Here is a 4,164-nt window from a genome sequence, read left to right as displayed (position 1 = left end):
GAGCATGCGCCGGTCGGTGTCGCCTGCCACCTGGGCCGCGACCGCCGTCGCGCAGAACTCGCCGCGCTTGCCGATGCGATGCTGCAGTTGCCGGAGCAGGCCCGTCTTTATGCTGATCTGATCGAACCGCTTGCGGCCCAACTCGTGCAACAGCGCGCCGTCCGCCGCGAGGAAGCCGCATCGACGCGCGTCGAGTTCTTCACGATGGTGCGAGGCGACTGATGAGCCATTCCATGGAAAACAGCCAGAACGCCGCGCAAATCGCGCTCTCCACGCTGGCACCAGGTTTTACTGATCCGGTTCACGACACGCAGGCGGTGTTTCGCACGCTGCTCGATACGCTCTCGAGGCCGGGCACGATCGGCATCATCGAGCATGTGTTGCCCGCCTCTCAGGCGAATGGCACGCATCGCTCGCGCGCTGAACTTGCCGCACTGGCTGCGTTGCTGACGTTATGCGATTACTCGACGTCCGTGTGGCTCGCGCAACCTGATCCGGCGCTGGCGTCCGCGCTGCGCTTTCACACCGGCGCCCCAATTGTCGACGACATGCAGGAAGCCGCGTTTGCGTACGTCCACGACGCCACTGAATTGCCGCAGTTGGAGCAGCTTTCTCTGGGCACGGCGGAATCGCCCGAACATGCGGCCACGCTGCTGATGCGCGTTGACGCGCTCACCGGCGGCGCACCGGTCGTGCTGAGCGGCCCTGGTATCGAGCGCACCGTCACCATCTCGCCGGTCGGTCTGCCTGAACACTTCTGGCGTGAACGCGCCGGACTCGCGCCGCTCTTTCCGTGCGGCATCGATTGCTATTTCGTCTGCGGCAATGCGTTGATAGGCCTGCCGCGCACCACTCAAGCGAAGGTGAACTGATGTACGTTGCCGTCAAAGGGGGCGAACGCGCGATCGAGGCGTCGTGGCGTTTGCTCGACAAATCGCGCCGCGGCGACACGCGGCTCGCCGAACTGAGCGTCGGACAGATTCGCGAGCAGTTGCGTCTCGCCGTCGCTCGCGTGATGACCGAAGGGTCCGTGTACGACGAGGAACTCGCGGCGCTCGCCATCAAGCAGGCGGCCGGCGATCTCGTCGAAGCCATTTTCCTGTTGCGTGCGTATCGCACCACGTTGCCGCGCTTCGGCTATACGCAGCCGCTCGATAGCGAAGGGATGCTCGTGGAGCGTCGCATTTCCGCGACCTTCAAGGATGTGCCCGGCGGTCAGTTGCTCGGTGCTACTTACGATTACACGCAACGTCTGCTCGATTTCGCTTTGCTGGCCGACGCACAGGCTTCTGGTAACAACGAGCCGCTTGCGTCAGCTGCACAAGCACCGCACACATGCGCCGACGTCAAACCTGAAGCGATGCCGCGTGTCGTCAGCCTTCTCAACAAGGAAGGCCTGATCGAACAGGAAACGCCCTCACCCGACGCAGCCGAACCCGGCGATCTGACGCGCGAGCCGCTCGCGTTTCCGGCGAGCCGCGCGACACGTCTGCAGAATCTGGCGCGTGGCGATGAGGGGTTCCTGCTCGCGATGGGCTATGCGACGCAGCGCGGCTACGCACATTCGCATCCGTTCGCGGGTGAGATTCGCTTTGGCTCGGTAACGGTCGAGATGGAACTCGACGAACTGGGTGAAGCGGTGGAAATCGGCGAGATCGACATCACCGAATGCCAGATGATCAATCAGTTCGCCGGCAGCGGCGACGTCCCGCCCACCTTCACGCAGGGCTACGGTCTCGTCTTCGGCCATTCCGAGCGCAAGGCCATGGCGATGGCACTCGTAGACCGCGCGCTGCGCGCCGAGGAACTCGGCGAAACGCTCGCGTCGCCGACTCAAGACATCGAATTCATGCTGTCACACAGCGATAACGTCGAGGCCTCCGGTTTCGTGCAGCATCTGAAACTGCCCCACTACGTCGACTTCCAGGCCGAACTCGAACTGGTGCGCCGCCTACGCGCGCAACATGCCGCTGCTTCGGCATCCCTGGCACCCTCAACCGGCAACCAGGCTGAAGACGCTCAACCCCAGCAGGAGCAAGCGGCATGAACGCGCCAGAATCGCAACTTGCCGGCGCGCCCCATGACAGCGCCGCTGAAGGCTATAACTTCGCCTATCTCGACGAACAGACCAAGCGGATGATTCGCCGCTCGCTCCTGAAAGCGGTCGCGGTGCCCGGCTATCAGGTGCCGTTCGCCTCGCGCGAAATGCCGTTGCCGTTCGGCTGGGGCACGGGCGGCATTCAGGTGACGTCGGCCATTATCGGTCGCAGCGATACGCTCAAGGTGATCGACCAGGGTTCGGACGAAACCACCAACGCGGTCAATATCCGCCGCTTCTTTGCGCGCACTGCCGGTGTGGCAACGACGCGGCGCACCTCGGAAGCGACGATCGTGCAGACCCGTCACCGTATTCCGGAGACGCCGCTTACCGATAAACAGATTCTCGTCTATCAGGTGCCGATGCCCGAGCCGCTATTCCGGCTCGAACCGCGCGTTGCGGAATGCAAAAAGCTGCATGCGTTGGCGGATTACGGCCTCATCAGCGTCAAGCTCTACGAGGACATCGTGCACCACGGCGGCATCGCTACCACGTATGACTACCCGGTGATCGTCAACGAGCGTTATTTGAGCTCGCCCTCGCCGATCCCGAAGTTCGACAATCCGAAGATGCATATGAATCCTGCGCTGCAACTGTTCGGCGCGGGACGCGAACGGCGCATTCACGCCATTCCGCCGTATACGCCCGTGCGCAGTCTCGACTTCGACGATCACCCATTCGAAATACAGCGCTGGGAGCATGCCTGTGCGCTGTGTGGTTCCACGGAGAGCTTCCTCGATGAAATGATCGTCGACGATGCGGGCAAGCGGATGTTCGTCTGCTCGGATAGCGACTACTGTCATGACCGCCGCGATCAGCAGGCTGACGGTCACGCTGAAGGAGAATCCGTATGACCCCGCTGCTTCAGGCCCACGCCATCACGAAGCAATACGGTGGCCGCAATGGCTGCCGCAATGTCAGCTTCGATCTGTATCCGGGCGAAGTGTTGTGCATCGTCGGCGAGTCGGGCTCGGGTAAGACCACGTTGCTCAACACCCTCGCGCTGCGCACCGAGGCAGACAGCGGCACGCTTCGCTATAACGCCGCGCATGGCGAGATGGTCGATCTTTTTGCGCTGTCCGAGCCACGCCGGCGCTTGCTGATGCACACCGAATGGGGGTTCGTACAGCAAAATCCGCGTGACGGCTTGCGTAGCGGCGTCTCGGCCGGCGCGAATATCGGCGAACCGCTGATGGCCGTGGGCGCGCGTCACTATGGACAGATCCGCCACACCGCCACGCAGTGGATGGAGCGGGTCGAACTGGACGCCACGCGCATCGACGAATTCCCGGCAGCGTTTTCGGGCGGCATGCAGCAGCGCCTGCAGATTGCCCGTAATCTCGTCACCGGGCCGCGCCTCGTGTTCATGGATGAGCCGACCGCCGGTCTTGACGTCTCCGTGCAGGCACGCTTGCTCGATCTGTTGCGTACGCTCACCAGCACGCTGCATCTGTCGGTGCTGATCGTCACGCACGATATCGGCGTGGCGCGGTTGCTTGCGCATCGTCTGATGGTGATGCAAGGCGGTGAGGTCGTCGAATCGGGATTGACCGACCAGGTGCTGGACGATCCGCAGCACCCGTACACGCAAACGCTGGTTTCTTCGGTTCTGCCGGTTTGAGGCTCACCATGTCATCGATTGAACACGCTTTTCTCGACAACGCGGCGCTGATGCTGCGTGCCGTCAATATCGGCAAGACCTTTACGCTGCACGCACAGGGTGGCGTGCAGATCGATGCACTTTCCGGCGTCTCGCTGGACGTCGAACAGGGCGAATGCGTCGTCCTGGTCGGGCCATCCGGCGCAGGCAAGAGCACGCTGCTGCGCTGCCTGTATGGCAACTATCTGGCGAGTACGGGATCCATTGCGATCCGTTCGAACCCTCACCTCAAGCAACACGTCACGATTACCGGCGCCGAGCCGCACGATGTGCTGCGCCTGCGGCGCGAAGTGGTCGGCTACGTGAGCCAGTTCCTGCGCGTCATTCCGCGTGTGAGCACGCTCGCGCTGGTGGCCGAACCGCTCGTCTCGCGCGGCGTGGCCGAAGACGAAGCGCGCGAACGCGC

6 protein-coding genes are annotated in these 4,164 nt (G+C 63.0%); all 6 read left to right on the top strand.

Annotation, left to right across the window (positions count from 1 at the left end; translation table 11 throughout):
* Nucleotides 1–222, top strand: a 222-nt coding sequence (locus WCA85_RS31180) for a phosphonate C-P lyase system protein PhnG (protein ID WP_424068898.1), incomplete at its 5' end; no start/stop codon positions are given.
* An 11-nt stretch (nucleotides 223–233) separates the two neighbouring features.
* Nucleotides 234–872 (top strand): phosphonate C-P lyase system protein PhnH, encoded by a 639-nt coding sequence (gene phnH, locus WCA85_RS31175; protein ID WP_424068896.1) that lies wholly within the window; start codon nucleotides 234–236, stop codon nucleotides 870–872.
* The gene (locus WCA85_RS31170) at nucleotides 872–2,047 is read left to right on the top strand and encodes a carbon-phosphorus lyase complex subunit PhnI (protein WP_424068894.1); all 1,176 of its coding nucleotides are present in this window, start codon (nucleotides 872–874) and stop codon (nucleotides 2,045–2,047) included. The genes phnH and WCA85_RS31170 overlap by 1 nt, the downstream gene beginning before the upstream one ends.
* The gene (locus tag WCA85_RS31165; RefSeq protein WP_424068892.1) at nucleotides 2,044–2,952 is read left to right on the top strand and encodes an alpha-D-ribose 1-methylphosphonate 5-phosphate C-P-lyase PhnJ; all 909 of its coding nucleotides are present in this window, start codon (nucleotides 2,044–2,046) and stop codon (nucleotides 2,950–2,952) included. Before WCA85_RS31170 ends, WCA85_RS31165 begins: the two co-directional genes overlap by 4 nt.
* The gene (gene phnK / locus WCA85_RS31160) at nucleotides 2,949–3,719 is read left to right on the top strand and encodes a phosphonate C-P lyase system protein PhnK (RefSeq protein WP_424068891.1); all 771 of its coding nucleotides are present in this window, start codon (nucleotides 2,949–2,951) and stop codon (nucleotides 3,717–3,719) included. The genes WCA85_RS31165 and phnK overlap by 4 nt, the downstream gene beginning before the upstream one ends.
* An 8-nt stretch (nucleotides 3,720–3,727) precedes the next feature.
* Nucleotides 3,728–4,164: ATP-binding cassette domain-containing protein (locus tag WCA85_RS31155; protein ID WP_424068888.1), on the top strand; the 437-nt coding region annotated here is incomplete at its 3' end.

The organism is Paraburkholderia sp., from assembly GCF_049581445.1.
Classification (GTDB): domain Bacteria; phylum Pseudomonadota; class Gammaproteobacteria; order Burkholderiales; family Burkholderiaceae; genus Paraburkholderia.
The sequence above is the reverse complement of the archived record's forward strand: the minus strand, read 5'-3'. Positions and strand labels throughout refer to the sequence as shown.